Here is a 16,447-nt window from a genome sequence, read left to right on the forward strand (position 1 = left end):
TCGGTCTGGCGGAAGACGACGTCGGTGAGCGCGGCGTCTTCGAACCGGACCCCGTGCAGTCCGGACATGCTGAAGTCGGTACGCACCAACCGTGCCCGGCGGAAGGTGGAGTTCCTCAGTTCGGCGGCGGTCAGGACCGCGTCGGCCAGGTTGGCGCCGTCGAAGTTGGTGTCCGTCAGGTCGCTGGCCGACGCGGGCAGCACCGACGCCCTCGACCAGCTGGTCGAGTCGGCAACAGAGCAGGAGGATTCGACGAACTTCGGCGCCTGGCCCGGCCGCCGGCAACCAGGATGCCGCGGACATCCTGGCCGAACGCGGAGGCGAGAGCGACGCATGGGAAGGGAACCGACGGCATCCGCCGATCGGGAAGACACCCATCAGGGCGCCTGCTGAGGCCTGGACAAGGTGAGCGTCGTGGCGCCTTGTCACCGCACGGCGATCAGCCTGGCGGCTGTCCGCCCGCGTACCGAGCGGGAAAGGGGCAGCGAGCCGGGACGCTACTCGCAGAAGACCTGCACCTTGGCGTCAGCCGAGTCTATGTCGACGGTGAGCTCGTCGAGATGCTCGACGAGTGCTTCGAGCTGGTCAGGCTTGAGCTGGGTCAGGTCGATGGGCATGCCCGACCTGCTCAGTTCGGCGTTGGCGCGGTCCAGCGCGTGCGGCGGCAGCAGGGCCGCCAGCCGCACCCCTGCCCGCAGCAGTTGCAACGGCACCCGGATGTTGAGCCGCGTCGCGTCGCCCTCCTCGTTGGCGTCCATCACGACCCGCAGGTACTTCGCCTTACGTTTGGCTCGGGGGTCGTCGCTCGACGCCGCCGGTGGCCGGTCGCGTTCCACCGCGGCGAGCAACTGCTCCGCCTCGGTCGCGGTGATCTTGCCCTCGGCCAGCATGGCGAGGATGTCCTTGCGATGTTCGCTCATCGGAGCCTCTTTCATCGGATGGTGACGAGCACAGCCATGGGGCCCTGCTCGATGTCGAACCGGATGCCGCGCAACGCGCAGACGAAACGCCAACCGGCGCCGAAAGCCCGCGCCACGCCGACGCGATACAGGCGGCAGGCCACGGCCGCCCCGAGCACGGCCGGCACCAGGATCGGTGACAGCACCAGCAACACGGGCAGCACCGGAAGCCAGATCCGGATCGGTCGACCGGTCGGGCGGGTGATGCGCACGGTCAGCAGTTGCGGGATCACGGCTGACCGTCCAAGGCGGCCAGGGCCTCCTGCGCGGTGATCTCACCGCGGCGCAGTCGGTCGATGACGTCGGCCCGTGACGGCGCAGGATCGGTATCGACGAAGTCGAGCTGCTGCATGATCCGGTTGAGCCGGGACTTGATCGTCGGATAGCTGACCCCGAAGATCCGCTCCATCTCCTTGATGGAGCCGTGGCAGCGCACGAACGCCGTGACGAAGATCTGGTCCTCGACGCTGAGCTGGGCCAGTTGGGGCAGCTCGAACTCGCCTTCGATCGCCACGCCGCTGCCGGCGAGGCGTACTCGCTCGACGACGAACGGCCGGCCCCGGGTCAGGTTCGTGAGTTCCTGCCAGTCCATCGTCTGATCCGTCATATCTCAGTTATACGCGGCCGATACTTCAACTTTCAAGATGTTGATCTTAATTTTCTTAATCGCGCTCTCGCTCGGCCACGAAGCGGCCAGCGGGTGGCGTTAGCCGCTCCCGCCGATTCGCGCTTCTTCGAGAGTCCGGGCCGGGCGCAGCCGGTGGGTCAGCTGCGGCTTGCGGGCGCTCAGTTCGATACGTCGGGAGTCCTCCGCGCTTCGCCCGCCCTGGTTGTCGTTACGGCTGCGGCCCACTCCACCCATCGCCTGCCGCACGCGGTCGCCGTCTCACCAGACCGGGTGCGGCAGGCCGACCGCCCGGTCGCCGAACACGACGTGCCCGGGTCAGGGGCCGTCGACCGGCAGCGGGTCGGCGCCGACACCGTCGCGGATCAGCAGATCCAGGTCGACGTAGAAGCGACCCGACTCACGCAACTCGCCCAGCAGCACCCGTCGGGCGACGTCGGCGACCAGAGCCCCACCCAGGCTGACCCCGGAGGCCAGCTGCGGCCAACTGCTCAGCTCGACGCCGATGCGCGGAATCGAGCCGGCCAGCTTCGGGCTGATCTCGCCGATCATCTTGAGCACGCTTTCGATCACCTCGGTCCGGCTGAGGTCGGCCAGATCCGCCGACCCGATCGGGCCGAGGATGCCGTGCAGCAGCGGCCGGTCGGGCTCCAGGTCGTAGCGTTCGATGTCGAGCATGCCCCGGTCGTTGGTGTCCATCAGCACCGGGATGCGGCAGGTGCGCGCCCATTCGCGGGCGGCCAGCTTGATGCGCGGCTCGTCGCACTCCTCGACCAGCAGGTCGATCGGGCCGCTGCCGCCGAGGAAGAACCGCTTGATGTTGTTGTCGTGCAGGCCGTCGGGATAGACGTCCACGTCGAGGTAGGGGTCGAGCTCGAACAGCTGCCGGGCCGCGATGACGGTCTTGTTGACGCCGAGCTCGTGCACCCCGGCACGCAACCGGTTGAGGTTGGACAGGGCCAGGGTGTCGAAGTCCGCCAGCGTGAACGCGGTCGCGATCCCCTCGGTGGCCAGGGTCAGCGCCGCGCTGTTGCCGACCGACAGCCCGATGACGCCGATGCGGCGGCCCGCGAGGCTGTGCTGCTGTTCTCGACTGATCTTGCCCCGGTTGCGGTCGGTGCGCAGCAGCCGGAAGTCGTCGCGGTCCAGCAGGTGCACCAGCCGCCCCGACCACGGGTAGAACACCCAGGTGCCGACCTGCCATGGCTCGGCACCGCCCAGGTACTCGGCCGCGAGGCGGGCCAGCCGGTCGCGATCGCCCTTCAGTGGCGGGTGCAGCGTGGCGACCAGATCGGCCACCTGCTCGGCGAAGGTGTCGCAGACCTCGCGCACCCGCCGCGAGACCAGCAGCTCCTCGAACCGCTGCCGGTCGCCGTCGCCGCCCAGCCGGAACAACTCGGGGCGCCAGGCGAGCACATCGCCTTCGCGTTCCCGCGCGGCCAGCAGTTCCGGGATCGTCACCTGTCCTCCTTCTACGCGAGCCCGGCCGGGCCGGAGGCCGACAGGGCCGCCGGGACGATGGACTCCATGATGGACACCTCGGGCCCGTCCGGCTTCCACTCGTGGGCGAGGACGGAGTAGCTGACCACGTCGTGCCAGACGCCGTGGGTGTAGAACAGTTCCCGCATGAACCCTTCCTGGACCAGGCCCAGGCGGGTCATCCGCTCGTGCATGCGCAGGTAGTCGGTGCGCCTGCCGCCCCAGATGCGGTGCAGGGCGAGCGGGCCGAACCCGTATGCCATGAGCAGCCGGGAGGCCGTCACGCCCCGGCCCACGCCCGGGGATTCGGGGATCATGATGAGGCCGCCGAGCATCGCGTTGCGGCCGTACTCCTCCACCAGCAGCCGGACGACCCCGACCAGGTCGGGTGAACCGTCGACGGTGATGGCCAGGGTGTACTGGGTGCGGGGCGTGCGGCGGGCCGCCGCCAGGTGCGCCCGCAGCGCCTCGGGCACCTGGTCGGTCGTCAGCTTGTCGAATCCCATGAACTGGGTCAGGTCGGGATCGGTGTAGAGCCGTGTCAGCGCGGGCAGGTCCTGCTCGCAGAGCTCTCGAAGGACGATGTCGCCACCGTCGATGGTCACCGGAAAGGGCACTCGGCACCCCTTTTGGTCTGCTGAACCCCATGGCCACGACTTCGATCTCCGCTGATCTCTTGCAGCGTATGGGATGCGGCAGGTGGCCGCCTCAGCCAGCCGGTTAGGGCCATCGAGCCGCGTCGACACCCCCGATCCGCCACGCAGTCGACACGGCAGCGCGACGGCCCGCTCGCCGCACGCAACCGTCAACTTCCCGAAGGTGACGGTGTCGCAACTTCAAGCTGACGCGCGACCGAGGGACCGACTACTCCTGCCTCACAACGTCGACCGAGATCTCGACCGCCGTGACCGTCCCCCTGTTCTCGAGCCAGTGGAACGTGTTCCGATCCTCAGGCCAGCCCACGCCCGGCCCGTACTCCGTGGCGACCCCATCGCGATGGTCGGTGATCGTTCCCTGCAGCACGTAGACGGTCCCCGGCCTGCCCTTGTGATCGTGAACCGGGCCGAAGACCCCTCCCGGCTCGATGGTCACCATTCGCATCCGCAGCCGGAGCCCATCCATGCCCTCGATCTCGGCACCGAGATCAACCGTGGCCAGCAGTTCAACCTCGACACCTCTCGTCTGCGGCGTCGGGTGTTCATCGCCCATGTCCTGTCCTCTCCGTCAGTCCGACCTGCGGCCGATCGCGGACCTTCGCGGCTTTGCCCGAAGGTCCACCTGGCAGGGGTGTGGACCGATTATGGGTCACGTACCGGCAGTCGGACCGCAGCCACGATCAGCGCATGCGGTACGACGCCGCTGCGACGGGCTTCCCGTGAGAGCGCTCTCTCCCGTATCTTCGGGAGACCGCTATCCCGACGCGGCGGAGGGTTCAGGTGGCCACATGAGCAGGTCCAAGCCGACGATCGAGGACGTCGCGCGAGTAGCTGGCGTGTCCCGGGCCACGGCGTCGCGTGTGATCAACAATGCGCCCGGCGCGTCCGGGCCGTTGCGGGTGCGGGTGCACGAGGCGGTGGCCAAGCTCGGCTACCTGCCCAATGAGGCGGCTCGTGCCCTGGCCTCCGGTCGGCCACGGGCAGTCGACGTGATCGCCGTGACCTGCAACCCGCCCGGCGGGTGGTTGGGCTCGAACCCGTACTACAGCCGGGTCCTGGCCGGGATGATGCCCATGTTGGAGAGCGTGGGCGCGCAACTGCGGGTGCACGCCCTGAGCCACGAGTCGGCAGCCGAGGCGTTGGACGAGATCGCTGCCGGTGTCACGCTCGGCGCGGTGCTGTCCGACGTGCCCCCGGCATTGGCCGCGCGGTTCCACCGCCAGTGCCGCCGCGTGGTCTCGCTGGTGCCGACCGCGGCCACCGTCCCGGCGATGGTCGCGGACAACATCGGTGGGGCGTACGCGGCAATCATGCAGCTGCACCGCCTCGGCTGCCGCCGGATCGCCGCGATCCACGGCCCGGTTGTCAGCACCTGCGCCGCCGATCGGCGCATCGGCCACCTGCGCGCCGTCCAGCAGTTGGGGCTGCCCGAGATCAGCGCCAGCGCTGCCTTCACCCGGGAAGGCGGCTACGATGCCGCGCAGCGATTGCTGGAAGACCACCCGGACATCGACGCCGTCTTCGTGGCCTGCGATCTGATGGCGGCAGGCGCGGTGCAAGCGCTCACGGTCAACGGCCGGCGCGTACCCGAGGACGTCAGCGTCATCGGGTTCGACGACAGTGTGGCCGCGATCTGCACGAACCCGCCGCTGACCACGATGCGCCTGCCGGTGGAGGAGATGGCCGCCGCCGCGGTGCGGCTGCTGCTGCTCGGCGACGTCGTGTCCGGTCACCGCAAGCTGTTCCCGGCCGAACTCGTCCTACGCGACAGCACCGTCCGCCTACCGAAACCAGCGCTGACATCGCAGCCACCGACTGGTTCGCCGTGCCCGTGGTGACCACGGGCACGGCGAACCAGTCGGGACACGCGCTGGGGTAGGCAACGCGGTGGCAGCCGCCGGTCAGCTGTGGGTCACCGTCAGCCCGTAGATGAGGACCTGGCCGTAGTTGCTGGAACTGCACGGGGACGAGTTCGAGCAGTTGGCCTGGGTGTAGCTGCCCGCCTTGAAGTACGCGCCGGAGAAGTTCTTGGAGATCGTGGTCTGCAGCACGCCGTTGTAGTAGGCCTTGACCTGGCCCCCGCTGACGACGAACTTCGCCTCGAACCGGGTACCCAGGACGTAGTTGCTGGTCACGAGTTTGTGATGGGGGGTGTCACCGTTGGTGATGTAGAGGGATGAGCCCTCGAGCCGGAACACGGTCACGTCGTCGGCGGAGTCGTGGATCTGTGCGCCCACCAGGTGCGGCTTGGTCGCGGGCAGCGTGGTGAACGCCTCGTTGACGATGAGCGTGTGGGTACCCGAGGTCGACGACCAGCTGGCGTTGGTCGCACCGTTGCCGGTCATCTCCCGAAGCTCCGACCGTGGGTAGCCCGAGCCGCTGGTGGTGACCCCGTTGACCGCGGCGCGGAACTGCACGGCGTCGCACCCGGAGGTCGCCTTGAACCACGGATCGACGCTGTAGCCGTCCAGGGCGGGCTGCTTGATCTCCGTCGGACTCTCCGACGCACCGGTAGGCAGGGTCACCTTCCAGTTGGTCAGGTTCAGCACGTCGGCCGGAACGCAGTCGCCCCCACCACCGGCGCTGTCGGCACCCCAGACCTCGATCTCGGTGACGCTGTTCCAGGTGCCGGAATCACCGCTGTTGGTGATGTAGCCGTGGCCGAGGTATCGGACCCGCGAGGTCTGCACGTCGGTGAAGTCGAACGTCTGCAGGCCGGTGCTGGTGCCGCTGCTGCGGCCGTCGAAGACGGTGGTCCAGGTGGTGCCGTTCCAGTACTGCAGCGCGAAGATGTTCTTACGCTGGTCGCCTTTGTACACGGCGACCTTGATGTGGGAGACGAGCTTGCTGGCTTTCAGATCAAGTTGGAGCCAGGCGCCGTCGCCGTCACCGGACCATCGGCTGTCGTAGTCGTTGTCGACGACGTTGGTCGCGACATTGGCGTCGGAGGTGCTCGCCGTGACCGACCCGGCGGATGGTGTGATCTCGACATTGGCGGCGTGGGCGGGCGCGGGCAGGCTCAGCAGCCCGCCGGTGGCGAGGGCGATGAACACCAGACGTGGTTTCACGGATTCTCCAGGTACGGGGCATGGGCTGTGACAAGAGGGGCCGTCGCGGCGCCCCGGATAGGGCCACCCGGTGCTGTCGCGCCGAGTGGCCCGGGACGTCGGGTCAGCACAGCACGGAGGGCTTTGTGTCGCATGGATTCTCCTCGGGGGTGGTGGAGTTTTCCGTCATCCGCTGCGCAACGACGGAAGAATTCCTACCACGCGATCGAGGATCGTCGCTATGTTCGATATCGCCACCGGCCACTGCCCCACGCGATGGCGCGCGCCCATACCGCCCAGGCTGAGGCGCCCGGCCCAGGCATCATCAGGACCTGTTTGACAGCCTCGCCACCCAGGAGGCCGCACGCCGAACGCGCGCGATGGGGCCGATGCCGCTGCGGCCTCCGCCGTGCGCTGAACGCCAGTCCCCTTCGAGGCAGAGTGCCCAGGCGACCCACGGCTTACTGCCTGCCCGTTCGGCGTGACGACAGGCCTGGCGCAATGCCTCGCCCAGGCTCGCACCGGCCAGGTACCGCGCGAGCACGTCCTCGATGATGGGAATGGCCTCGATGGGAAGGTCCCACTGGGGCGCGACGACGGCCTGCGTACCAGCATGCCGCAGGGCGGCGTAGATACTCAGCGGCTGATCGAAACGTGCGACGTAGGTATGCGCTGTGGAACAGGCCGACAGCAGAAGCACCCTGGGGGCCGCCGACCAGCTTTGCATCCTCTGCCAGCTCACCACATGCTTGGCGACGTCCGGACTCGTGCTGGGTCCCCGTAGCGGCAGCTGACCGTCGGCGGCCAGGACCAGCCCAACCGTCCGCGAGCCGGCCTCGACATAACCGTGGCACTGGACGACGGCCAGCTCTGAGCGCTGCAGCAGATCCTGGACCTCAGCCAGTTCGGCGGCTACGCCGCTGAGCGCCGCAACGGTGATGCCCGCCGAGTCCAGCATCCTGGTGACCCGGCTGGTCGACCTGGCCATTGCGCCCGCGGTCTCGTCGGAATCGCCGAAACGGGAGACCTCGACTGCGGCTGCGCGGCTGAGCCGCGGCGGCTCGGGCCGCTCGAGCAGTTCGAGTATCGTGCTCCAACTCGCAGCGTAGGAACAGGAGTACCGTTCTCCGATCGCGGCATGCCAGCACACAGGCTTGCCGAGATTCAGCTGCATGATGACGACGTGCTCGCCCCCGGACAGGACGCCGTCCAGGCCGCTGAGGATCTGGCGCCGCAGCTCCTGCCATGCCGGAAGGTCGAACGGATCTCCCGGGCTCTCCCTTGTCCAGTCCATCAGGCGCCTAAGCAGGCGTCGCTGGACCCGATCGACCACCTCCGGATCAAGCGACAGTGGCGATGTGGCCACCTTTGTACTGGTCACCCGGGTCAGATAGGGAACCGCGGCGACCGTCGCCCCGCCGGAGGTCTCATCACCGTCGTGGGCAAGGAGAAACCAGTCGAACACCGCAAAGTCATGTCCGACCCGGGCGGCACAGGCCATGAGCTCCTGGTCAGACAGCCTGCTCGCCAGCCACGGCGATCCCCCGGCCGCGATCCGGCGCGCTCGCCCGAGTGAGTCACGCTGGAGATCGGCTATCAAGCGGACATCATGCCAGTCGACGGCGCCGAGATCCGCCAGGTCGCCTGTGGCGGCACGGGCTGCCGCAGCCAGTGGAAGCAGCAGATTGCCTGCCGCCTCGGTGATCTCGGAAAGGTCAACGATCATTCCGAACCGGCGAGCGAGCGTCGGCGGCACCACCTCCAGATACCCGCGTGCGGCAACCGCGTTGTCGGCGGAGTATGCGTACGCGGCCGCTTTGACGAGGGTCGAGGCGTGTGGCGGCAGTCCGTGCCGGGCCAGTCGGTCGAGTTCCTCGGTGGTCGCCGCCGCACCGTCGTAGGCAGGCGATGCCCGCTTGAGGTGCCCAGCGATGCTGACGGCCCCGGCGTAGTTGGCCATATCGCCCGAACTTTCCGCGGTGGCCATCACCCTTTCCAGATCGTCTATCGTCTGGCCGATCCGCTCGCGCGCGGATTCCGGCACGGTCGTGTCACGAGCGTTGAGCAGGTTCGACCATGCGGAGCCTTCCGCGAACAGCGCGGCGTACGAACCCGGGCACTGCGAGCGATCGAGCGACAGCAACGCCTCCAGCGCCTCCTGTCGACGGTTCACGCACGACAGCTGGTGGGCGCGAGTGAACTCGAACTCGGCGCGCCGCCGAGGAGCGGTGACCAGGGCGATCGCCCGTTCGATGCACTGAATGGCGTCGTCCGAGCGGCCAAGCTCGGCGAAGGCGATCGTGAGTTCCAGCAGCAGGTCCGGATCGAGCGCACCGCTCGCCATCAGGTCGCCAAGCAGCAGCAGCGACTCATCACCCCGCCCGCCGAGAGCCTGGAGCCGGGCCAGCCGGACCTTCGCCACGAGAGTCTCGGCTGGAGTTCCGTCCGCCGCCAAGATCACCAGCGCGGACTTGAGGACGGCGATCGCATCGGCGACTCTCGCCAGGTCCTCGAGGACGGCGGCGCGGCCGAGGTCCAGCCGGGCACGCCGCAGAGCCGAAATGTCACTCTCCCAGGTTCGCGGTTCGGCTCCGATGCGCCGGATCAGCAGGTCCGATCGCTTCGCGCGCGGCAGCCATACGCCGAGGAAGCCATCGGCGGCGGCGCGCACGTCCGACGACGTTCCGAAGCAGCGCACGACCTCGTCCGCGGCCGCACACAGCGCTTCGCCGTCACCCGCTGAGGCAAGCACGTCCGCCGCGTTGCGCAGCTGCGCCGAGTCGAGCAGTGCGTCGACCTCTCCGCTGATCGCGTGTCGGGCGATGAAGTCGAAGAGGGCGTCCTGGCGCACCTGGCGGTCGGCATTGTGCAGATGGTCGTACAACACGTTCTGGACAAGACCCGGAAATCCGGCAGCCGTCGCGACCTCATCCAGCAAGATCAGCTCACGGCGTGTCGGCCCTCCCGTGATCGCATGCGCATCGAGGAACCGCGGTGCGAGCTCCGATAGGGCGGACCATGCCGCGTCCCTGGTGATGGACCTCGCCGCCCGAGCTGGATCGATCCGCAACACTTGCAGGGGTGAATCGCCGTCGCCATCGATCCGGAGTTGCAGCTCGAACTTGAAGTACGCCAGAGCCCAGTCCACCGGGAATGCCGCCGGCAGCTGCACGGCTCCGGCCAGCGACTCCTCCATACAGAGCATCAGATAGACGAGGATCGAAGGTGACCCGCTCATCCTGGCGCGCGCCAGCTCCGCGACTGTTTCGTGCAGCATGGCCGCCAACTGCCCACTCACTCCGTCAACATGCCGGCGGAGTGCGGCTTCAAGCGGCTTCTGCGCCTGCCCGGTCGCATAGGTGTCCAGCAGTTTGGCCAGAATGCGCATGTGCAGATCGAGCAGCCATGGAAGTGTCTGTGCCAGATCCCACAGAGTTGCCGGGTCGCCGCGTCTCGACGTCCCCGTGAACACCGCCGCGATCTGCGGTGCTCCGTGGAGGACCGCGAGCACCACTTCGGAATCGTTGAGCAGCCTGGCGGAGATGTCGCCCCACCGCCTGTCCAGAAGCATGTTGTAGCGGGCAGGATCGGCAAGGTAGAGAAGAAGGACAGGTTGCGCGACGTCGGTGAGCAGGACCTCCAACATGTGCTGGCGTAGTGCGTTCACGGTTGGGTGCCGCTGGAAGACCGGGATCCGGCCCGGCTCCAGCTCCTTGAAATGACGTAGCCACGCGTCCGCGAGGCCCTGCGGTGCCGACGTCGCCAGGTCCCCGGCAACGTACGACGCGGAGAGTTCGCGGTCATCGATCAAAAGCACCGTGGGCGCGACGGCAAGCGCGCTGCGACACACCGCGCAGTGCACGGCTTCGAGCCCTCCGAGCATGAACTCCGCAAGCATCACAGCGTCGTGGCGACGTACTACGACAGCGGCGGCCGGATCATTGAGAAACGGCTCTGGCGAACCGCACTGCCGACAACGTCTCATTCGCTCGCTCCAACCTGTATCACGCGCGCCATGCCATACTGTCCGACGGCGAGCGCGCGGACCAGGGGTGGTTGAGCATGGATGAGTCATTCGACGCGTATATGCGCCGAGTCGGCGCCGACCGTGAGGCGGTCCAGGTCGCAGCGCGCTATTACTTGGCCGAGAAATCGGACTATCTCGACACAGATGAGATCGAGGCGGAGGTCCGCTCCGGGATGGTCGATCCTGCCCGTCTGCCCGAGGCTCTACTGGCGATCGAGAGTGACCCCAATCTGATGTACCTGGCGGCCGCTGCGGTGCTGTCTGCCGCCTGGACGGACGCGGCCGAACGACCGGCGATCAAGCGCGCCGTCGATGGAGCCAGATCGAAGCTTCCCGTACTGGAGGTGGCGATGCTCGCCTTGACCTCCATCTATGGCATGTATCTTCTGGCCACAGGCGGCGTCAAGAGGACGCGAACCACGCAGGAGACCCGGCCCGATGGAAGCACGAGTTCCTCCACCGAGACCGAGTACTACAGTGTCGAGGGGCCGCTGGCGTCGCTGGTCCGGCTCTTCCGAAGCGGCCCCAACTGAACACCGCGTGCGGCCACCGCACGGTGGTGTATTGCCCGCCTCCACATTGATCTCCGGGTGATGATTCGGTATCCAGTGGGGTATCTCATTGCCACTGCAAGCTCGTGGGGATGAGCGGCAAACAGCGGCTCGGACGAACCATGAAGGCGAGCGCGTAGCTGAGCGAATGTGGATTGCCATCTCCCCCTCGCATCTTCGAATGCTCTCGCACGAGCCTTGTTCCATCCGAGCTTCGACGGGGTTGCACTCTCGGATCCGGAAAGGCGTGTCTCCTGTAGGCATGGATGGACCACGTCGAGCCAGTCGCCCGCCAGGCGTACCCACCACGGCGACGACGCAGGTGGACCGGATCCCGCCAATGCCTGGCTACATCGGAGCCGAACCCGATAAGGCTTGCATCCGGTACTCGGGAACCCGTACCCGGTGGGCGGGGTCGGGTCGGGTGGTTAAGGTGCCGACGGCAGGTCGCGGGGCCGGCCGAGCAGGCGTTCGATGAGGCGCGGCTCACCAGGCCAGGCCGCGAGCAGCACATCACGGGGAACTTGGCGTCCGGCATAGCGCAGCGCGAGGGCCACCACGATGATGTCGTCGAGCGGACCGATGACCGGGATGAACTCGGGAATGAGATCGATGGGGCTGGCGACCCAGATCCCGGCCAGGATAATGGCGATCTTGGCCTTGCGTGGTACGCGGGGGTCTTTGCGAAGCCGACGCACAGTCGTCACGCAGTCCGGGATGAACGCGGCCAGGTCCCGCAGAATGCCGGGCGGCAGCCGCCGGGCCGCCATGATCAGCACTCCCCAGGAAGCCAGCAGCAGGGCGATGGCGGCGCCTATGCCGATCAGCCAGTCACGCATCGGCGTCGTTTCTTGCCAGCGGGGCGTGCACTGCTCGGTAGACCTCGTCGGCGTAGGCATCGAGGGTGTCGATACAGCGCTTGAGCCGCTCTTCGGCATCGACGCCTTCGGTGACGGCGAAGATGTCGCGGGCTTTGAGGTCTCGCCACCAGCGGCGCAGCCGGTCGAGGCTGTGCTCTTCCTCGTCGAGCTCGGCGACGGTGAGCTTGCCGATACGCCGTTCCTTGGCGATCTCGATGTCGAACTTGTCGCACTCGGAAACGAACTCGGTCCACTCCGCGGCGCGGGCGGCGTTGAACTCCGCCATCAGGATCTGCGCGTCAGCGGCGGAGTGCGGGCGGGCGTCGAGGGTCAGCACGTGGCCGTCAGCGCGGCGAACCATGTCGGCGACCTTGGCCAGACCGTCGGCGAATACCGGCGCCGCCGGCGCCGCCCACGTTCCACCACCGAGCGGGACCGCGCCGACGCGCCGCAGCTCCCGCCACACCGCCACACGGTGGCGCGAGGGGTTCGCCGGCACCCGAACCACCATGGTGAGCCACGCCAACTCCTGCTCACCCACTGTCACAACAGCGAGTGTAACAACTGCTACACCCGACCGACCACTGCGGCGACCAGCACCTCATGCATCGTCAGTGAAGGTGCGACAGCGGAGTGCTGCAGATGCTGTAGCGACTCAGCACCGGCCGGCCTTGCCGCAAACCGGGCACGGCCTCGAAGGTGAACGCCGCCAACACACCCAGCGGGCCGTTGACCGTGATCTATCGCAGGTCGCGCACGAGCATGGCTGCGCGATCCCCAAGGACCAGGCACGGGCGAGGGCACCGCCATGCCGATGCGGGAGGCGGGCACCTGCCCGTGAAATGATCCACCCATGCTGACCCGCCGCGATCTCAACCGTGCGCTGCTCGCGCGGCAGCTGCTGCTGGAGCGCTCGCCACTGGGGCCGCTGGAGGCGATCGAGCGCCTGGTCGGCCTGCCCGCCCAGGCGCCGAACCCGCCGTACGTCGGACTGTGGACGCGGCTGCGGGAATTCCAGGTCGAGGACCTGTCAGGGCTGCTCACCTCGCGGGCGGCCGTACGCACCCCGCTGATGCGGGCAACGCCGCACCTGGTCAGCGCCCGAGATGCCATGGACATCCGGCCGTTCCTACAGGTCGTGCAGGAGCGGAGCCTATCCGACCCGCTACGCGAGCGGCTGCGCGGCGCCGACCCGGGCCAGGTCGTCGAGGCCGGGCGGGCACTGGTCGAGCAGCGGCCGTACACCGTCAAGGAGCTGGGCGCGGCGCTGGCGGCACAGTGGCCGGAGGCCGACCCGGCCGCGCTCGGGGCGGCGGCGCGGGCCGGGGTGGCGCTGGTGCAGGTGCCGCCACACGGGCTGTGGGGCGCGGTCGGGCAGCCCGCGTACACCAGCGCCGAGCACTGGCTCGGCGCCGGCGACGGGCCGCGAATGTCGCTCGACGACCTGGTCGTGCGGTATTTCGCCGCGTTCGGGCCGGCGACGGTTCGCGACGTGCAGGCCTGGTCGGGGCTGGGCGGGCTGCGGGAGGTCGTCGAGCGGCTCGGCGACCGGCTCGTGGACTACCGGAGCGAGGACGGCAGCGAGCTGCTCGACGTGCCCGACGCCCCGCTGCCGCACCCGGACACCCCGGCGCCCGGGCGCTACCTCGCCGACTTCGACGCCACGCTGTCCGCGTACGACGACAGCACCCGGATCATGGACGACCGGGATCGGCGCGACGTGTTCGCCGTACCCGGGGTCGTTCCCGGCACAGTGCTGGTCGACGGTTTCGTCCGGGCGATCTGGACGATCGATCGCAAGAAGGGCGCCGCGACGCTGGTGGTGCGGCCGCTGTTCCAGATCCCGACCCGCGACGTGCAGGAGCTGACCGAGGAGGGCGAGCGGCTGCTCGCCTTCGCCGCCCCCGACGCCACTCGCCGCGACGTTCGCTTCAACTCCCGCTGGTAACGCCGAGCCGCCGCCGCTCCACCCCGCCACGCGGCGCAGCTCTGACGGTTGACGGAGGCGATCAGGCGGCCATGAGGCTGTTGAGGGCAGCGCCGGTGGAAACGACATCGGGATGCGACTCGCCCAGGCAGGCACCGTGAATGGCGCATGCCCGCTCAAACATCTGCGTGCGCCGCTCGACCGGTCTCGCTCCTCCACCACGTTGTCATGTGATGTCGCGGCGGCGGTTGAGCATGATGCCGACGGCGCCGGCGATGAGCGACCAGGCCGTCATGACCAGCACGCCGACCCACCACTGCGCGGCCTGCGGATACAGCTTCTCCGGCGAGACCATGACCTGCGACGCGATGGGCGGCATGATGACGGCTGACGTCAGCACCCAGTCACCGTGGATGAGATAGGTGCGGATGAGGTTGAACACGCCGATCCCGCCCACGAAACCTCCGAGGTAGATGAGCATCGCGGTGACGACGGCACCGATCTGACTGTGGATCAGCGTGCCGAGCCCGAAGCCGAGGAGCGCCCACAGCAGGTACGCGACCAGGTTGAAGATGATCGCGCGCTGGACCGGCCACTCGGTCAGGGAGTTCGTCAGGCCGATGTTGTGGAAGAACAGCAGCCCGGCCGCGAACGACACGGCCCGCGACACGAGCCAGAAGAGGACCCCGAGGCCGAGTACGGCCAAGAGCTTGCCGAACACCACACGGGTTCGCTGCGGTGTGGTCAGGAACGTGGCAGTCGCCGTCTGGTACTGGAATTCGTTGGTGATGACGAGGGTGCCCAGCAGCATCACCAGTAGCAGGCCGAAGAACTGGCCGCTGGTGAAGATGTTGCCGGCCGCGTTGACCGCCTGGAGATGCAGATCGTGCAGCTGCGCGAACTCTGCCTTGGCCACGGCGATCTCTGCCGCGCTCATGCCGCGCCCCGGCCGGAACACCTGCGTGGTGTCCCGCGCACGGGCGATGTGCTCGGCCGCCTCGGCGATGTTGACCCACAGCGCGAGCCCGGTGAAGGCCAACGACGCGATGCCGAACAGCCACCACGCGTTGGTGGTGGTTATCTTCCGGATCTCGCTGCGGACGAGCCGGAGTCCGGGGATGCCGACGTGGGCGATCACCGGGCGGGGCGCGGCCGGGGGCGCCTGGAGTGTCGCGGTCATCGGATGTCTGCCTTTCCGGCCGTCAACTGGAGGAACACGTTCTCGAGGTCGGGACGTTCAACGGTCAGCTCATGGATCTCGGCGCCCGCCCGCATCGCCGCCGCACCGATCGTCGGCCCGTCCGCGCCCACGATCCGCAGCGCCCCGCCCTCGATGCGCGTGGCCGTGATCGCCGCGCCCAGCTCGGCGATGAGCGCCTCCGGACGGGGCGTGCGCACGAGCATCTGCGCCCCACCGGCCGAGTCGATGACCTCGGCCATCGGACCCTGCCGGACCAGCTTTCCCGCCGCAATGATCACGACGTCGTCGGCGAGGAGCTCCATCTCGGACATGAGGTGGCTCGACACGAGGACCGTGCGGCCCTCATCGGCGAGCGACTTGAGCAGGTCCCGCATCCACCGGATGCCTTCGGGGTCCAGACCGTTGGCGGGCTCGTCCAGGATGAGCACGTCCGGGTCGCCCAGCAGCGCCGCGGCGATGCCCAGGCGCTGGCGCATGCCCAGCGAGTACCCCTTGAACTTGCGGTCCGCCGCAGGCGTCAGCCCGACCGTGGCCAGCACGTCGTCTGCCCGGCTGACGGGGATCCCCGCCGCGTCGCACAGCATGCGCAGGTGGTTGCGGCCGGTGCGGCCGCGGTGCGCGCCCGATGCCTCCAGGAGCGCGCCGACCTTGCGGATGGGATCCGTGAGATCGGCGTAGCGCCGTCCCCCGATGGTCGTGGTTCCCGCCGTGGGGCGGACCAGGTTCAACACCATGCGCAGCGTGGTCGTCTTCCCGGCGCCGTTCGGCCCCAGGAAACCGGTGACCCGGCCGGGACTGACGGTGAACGACAGGTCGTCGACCGCGCGCACGTTCTTGTAAAGCTTGGTCAGCCCGCTGACAGCGATACCGTCGTCGGCCATCGGCCAGCTCCCCTTTCCGCCTGATACGTAGAAGCGTGATGCATAGTAGTTCTAGGTATCGGCCCCACGCAAGTACAGGTGGCCCGGCCTGGCGGCGACCGGCCTGGCCACGGCGCCCAAGCCCCAGCGCGACACCAGCGGGTTGGCGCGTCGACGACAACGGCCGCAGGTTCGACCCCGACGGGGTCGGCCGACACCATCGACTGCGCGCACAGGGCTGCGCGCGGCTCGTCG

Annotated in this window: 16 protein-coding genes; 3 read left to right on the plus strand and 13 right to left on the minus strand. The window is 68.3% G+C overall.

Annotated elements, in window-relative coordinates:
- The 7 genes from KUA19_RS43385 to KUA19_RS33935 form a co-directional block, all read right to left on the minus strand.
- Nucleotides 1–203 (minus strand): pentapeptide repeat-containing protein (locus KUA19_RS43385; protein WP_308167806.1); only part of this gene is annotated, 203 nt, incomplete at its 3' end.
- 294 nt (nt 204–497) lie between these two features.
- Nucleotides 498–920, minus strand: coding sequence for an SHOCT-like domain-containing protein (locus KUA19_RS33910; RefSeq protein ID WP_217402799.1), 423 nt, complete (start codon nt 918–920; stop codon nt 498–500).
- Nucleotides 921–931: 11 nt separating this feature from the next.
- Nucleotides 932–1,192 carry a hypothetical protein gene (locus tag KUA19_RS33915; RefSeq protein ID WP_217402800.1) on the minus strand — a complete coding sequence of 87 codons (261 nt, stop codon included), beginning with the start codon at nt 1,190–1,192 and terminating at the stop codon, nt 932–934.
- Nucleotides 1,189–1,566 (minus strand): DUF2089 domain-containing protein, encoded by a 378-nt coding sequence (locus KUA19_RS33920; RefSeq protein WP_254550537.1) that lies wholly within the window; start codon nt 1,564–1,566, stop codon nt 1,189–1,191. The genes KUA19_RS33915 and KUA19_RS33920 overlap by 4 nt, the downstream gene beginning before the upstream one ends.
- A 336-nt stretch (nt 1,567–1,902) precedes the next feature.
- Nucleotides 1,903–3,045 carry a ThiF family adenylyltransferase gene (locus KUA19_RS33925; protein ID WP_217402801.1) on the minus strand — a complete coding sequence of 381 codons (1,143 nt, stop codon included), beginning with the start codon at nt 3,043–3,045 and terminating at the stop codon, nt 1,903–1,905.
- A gap of 11 nt (nt 3,046–3,056) precedes the next feature.
- Complete coding sequence (locus KUA19_RS33930; protein WP_217402802.1) at nt 3,057–3,680, minus strand: GNAT family N-acetyltransferase; 624 nt, start codon at nt 3,678–3,680, stop codon at nt 3,057–3,059.
- A gap of 247 nt (nt 3,681–3,927) precedes the next feature.
- The gene (locus tag KUA19_RS33935) at nt 3,928–4,272 is read right to left on the minus strand and encodes a cupin domain-containing protein (RefSeq protein ID WP_217402803.1); all 345 of its coding nucleotides are present in this window, start codon (nt 4,270–4,272) and stop codon (nt 3,928–3,930) included.
- Nucleotides 4,273–4,507: 235 nt separating this feature from the next.
- On the opposite strand from KUA19_RS33935, the gene KUA19_RS33940 reads away from it, so the two are divergent.
- Nucleotides 4,508–5,557 carry a LacI family DNA-binding transcriptional regulator gene (locus tag KUA19_RS33940; protein ID WP_217402805.1) on the plus strand — a complete coding sequence of 350 codons (1,050 nt, stop codon included), beginning with the start codon at nt 4,508–4,510 and terminating at the stop codon, nt 5,555–5,557.
- Between the two features lie 63 nt (nt 5,558–5,620).
- Here KUA19_RS33940 and KUA19_RS33945 read toward each other — a convergent pair whose 3' ends face one another.
- Both KUA19_RS33945 and KUA19_RS33950 read right to left on the minus strand, forming a co-directional pair.
- Nucleotides 5,621–6,787: a polysaccharide lyase family 7 protein gene (locus tag KUA19_RS33945; protein ID WP_308167807.1), complete on the minus strand. Its 1,167-nt coding sequence runs from the start codon at nt 6,785–6,787 to the stop codon at nt 5,621–5,623.
- Nucleotides 6,788–7,091: 304 nt separating this feature from the next.
- Nucleotides 7,092–10,664, minus strand: a complete 3,573-nt coding sequence (locus KUA19_RS33950; protein ID WP_217402808.1) for a CHAT domain-containing protein — start codon at nt 10,662–10,664, stop codon at nt 7,092–7,094.
- A gap of 164 nt (nt 10,665–10,828) precedes the next feature.
- Here KUA19_RS33950 and KUA19_RS33955 point away from each other — a divergent pair, with 164 nt between their 5' ends.
- On the plus strand, nt 10,829–11,326 hold the full coding sequence (locus KUA19_RS33955; RefSeq protein ID WP_217402810.1) for a hypothetical protein: 498 nt from the start codon (nt 10,829–10,831) through the stop codon (nt 11,324–11,326).
- 446 nt (nt 11,327–11,772) lie between these two features.
- On the opposite strand, the gene KUA19_RS33960 is transcribed toward KUA19_RS33955, so the two are convergent.
- Nucleotides 11,773–12,183 (minus strand): YkvA family protein, encoded by a 411-nt coding sequence (locus KUA19_RS33960; RefSeq protein ID WP_217402813.1) that lies wholly within the window; start codon nt 12,181–12,183, stop codon nt 11,773–11,775.
- Entirely contained in the window at nt 12,176–12,751 is a 576-nt protein-coding gene (locus KUA19_RS33965) for a Chromate resistance protein ChrB (protein WP_308167808.1), read from the minus strand. The genes KUA19_RS33960 and KUA19_RS33965 overlap by 8 nt, the downstream gene beginning before the upstream one ends.
- A gap of 306 nt (nt 12,752–13,057) precedes the next feature.
- Here KUA19_RS33965 and KUA19_RS33970 point away from each other — a divergent pair, with 306 nt between their 5' ends.
- A complete protein-coding gene (locus KUA19_RS33970; protein ID WP_217402814.1) occupies nt 13,058–14,152 on the plus strand; it encodes a winged helix DNA-binding domain-containing protein in 1,095 nt (364 codons plus the stop codon).
- Between the two features lie 205 nt (nt 14,153–14,357).
- Here KUA19_RS33970 and KUA19_RS33975 read toward each other — a convergent pair whose 3' ends face one another.
- Both KUA19_RS33975 and KUA19_RS33980 read right to left on the minus strand, forming a co-directional pair.
- Nucleotides 14,358–15,311 carry an ABC transporter permease gene (locus KUA19_RS33975; protein WP_217402815.1) on the minus strand — a complete coding sequence of 318 codons (954 nt, stop codon included), beginning with the start codon at nt 15,309–15,311 and terminating at the stop codon, nt 14,358–14,360.
- A complete protein-coding gene (locus KUA19_RS33980) occupies nt 15,308–16,213 on the minus strand; it encodes an ABC transporter ATP-binding protein (protein WP_217402817.1) in 906 nt (301 codons plus the stop codon). Before KUA19_RS33980 ends, KUA19_RS33975 begins: the two co-directional genes overlap by 4 nt.
- Nucleotides 16,214–16,447: the final 234 nt, after the last annotated feature.

It is taken from the genome of Catellatospora tritici, assembly GCF_019083965.1.
Taxonomy (GTDB): domain Bacteria; phylum Actinomycetota; class Actinomycetes; order Mycobacteriales; family Micromonosporaceae; genus Catellatospora; species Catellatospora tritici.

Excerpts from the sequence above, each read along its gene's own strand:
- KUA19_RS33950 (WP_217402808.1), bottom strand. The coding sequence starts at position 10,664 with ATGCTTGCGGAGTTCATGCTCGGAGGGCTCGAAGCCGTGCACTGCGCG.
- KUA19_RS33960 (WP_217402813.1), bottom strand. The coding sequence starts at position 12,183 with ATGCGTGACTGGCTGATCGGCATAGGCGCCGCCATCGCCCTGCTGCTG.
- KUA19_RS33935 (WP_217402803.1), bottom strand. The coding sequence starts at position 4,272 with ATGGGCGATGAACACCCGACGCCGCAGACGAGAGGTGTCGAGGTTGAA.
- KUA19_RS33975 (WP_217402815.1), bottom strand. The coding sequence starts at position 15,311 with ATGACCGCGACACTCCAGGCGCCCCCGGCCGCGCCCCGCCCGGTGATC.
- KUA19_RS33920 (WP_254550537.1), bottom strand. The coding sequence starts at position 1,566 with ATGACGGATCAGACGATGGACTGGCAGGAACTCACGAACCTGACCCGG.
- KUA19_RS33955 (WP_217402810.1), top strand. The coding sequence starts at position 10,829 with ATGGATGAGTCATTCGACGCGTATATGCGCCGAGTCGGCGCCGACCGT.
- KUA19_RS33940 (WP_217402805.1), top strand. The coding sequence starts at position 4,508 with ATGAGCAGGTCCAAGCCGACGATCGAGGACGTCGCGCGAGTAGCTGGC.
- KUA19_RS33980 (WP_217402817.1), bottom strand. The coding sequence starts at position 16,213 with ATGGCCGACGACGGTATCGCTGTCAGCGGGCTGACCAAGCTTTACAAG.
- KUA19_RS33970 (WP_217402814.1), top strand. The coding sequence starts at position 13,058 with ATGCTGACCCGCCGCGATCTCAACCGTGCGCTGCTCGCGCGGCAGCTG.
- KUA19_RS33910 (WP_217402799.1), bottom strand. The coding sequence starts at position 920 with ATGAGCGAACATCGCAAGGACATCCTCGCCATGCTGGCCGAGGGCAAG.